Source organism: Mesorhizobium sp. M7A.F.Ca.CA.002.15.2.1 (assembly GCF_003998715.1).
GTDB lineage: Bacteria > Pseudomonadota > Alphaproteobacteria > Rhizobiales > Rhizobiaceae > Mesorhizobium > Mesorhizobium ciceri.
The window spans coordinates 1-944 of sequence record NZ_RZPI01001115.1; the positions used below are offsets into that span (position 1 = coordinate 1).

The 944-nt window shown below is 64.5% G+C and carries 1 protein-coding gene; it reads right to left on the minus strand.

What is annotated here, in order from left to right; all coding sequences use genetic code 11:
- The coding region (locus tag ENZ74_RS33025; protein ID WP_164761457.1) for an ABC transporter substrate-binding protein at window positions 1-944 on the minus strand (944 nt) is incomplete at both ends.

A 944-nucleotide genomic window follows, 5' to 3' on the forward strand; every position in this document is an offset into this window, starting at 1 on the left:
GCCTTAGCCTGCTCGTCGAGCGACGGGAACGCGGCCGAGGCATAGGATTCCGCCGGCGGCAGCTTGGCCAGCACGTCCGCCGGGATCTTGCCGTTCTTGGCGAGATCGTTGAAGCGGATCGGGTGGCAATAGCCCTTCAGCCAGCCGATCTGGCCTTCGTCGGAGTAGAGGTATTCCATCCACAGCTTGGCTGCATTCGGATGCGGCGCGTAGGCGCTGATCGCCTGCACGTAGACGCCGGCGACGACGCCGGTCTTCGGCACGATGACGTCGACGGGCGGGTTGCCCTTCAGCGTGTCGCGGCCGGCGAGCGCGTTGTAGTCCCAGTTGATCAGGATCGGGGTCTGACCCTGGGCAAGCGTTGCCGGCTTGCCCACGACCGGAACGAAATTGCCGGCGGCGTTGAGCTTCTTGAAGAAGTCTAGGCCAGCAGTGCCGGCAGCTTCACCGGCTGCGGCGCCACCGGAAAGGCCGGCGGCGTAGACAGCCTGGATGGCCTGGTTTGAAACGCGCGGATCGCCGGCAAGAGCGACCGCGTTGGCGAATTCCGGCTTCAAGAGGTCGGCCCAGTCGGTGGGCGATTCCTTGATCAGGTCCTTGTTCACCATGAACGACAGAACGCCGTAATAGTCGCCGTACCAGAAGCCGTCGGCATCCTTGGCGCTGTCGGGGATCGAGTCCCAGGTCGACACCTTGTAAGGCTGGATCAGGCCATCGGCCTTGGCGGTCGGGCCGAAGGACAGGCCGACGTCGATGACGTCGGGCGCCTGCGGGCCCTTGTTGTCCTTGTTGGCCTTGATCGCCTCGACCTCGTCGCCGGAGCCGGCGTCGGGGTTGAGTTCGTTGACGGTGATTTCCGGATACTTCGCCTTGAAACCTGCGATGACATCGCCATAGCCGCACCAGTCATGCGGCAGCGCGATGGTGGTGAGCTGGCCTTCCGC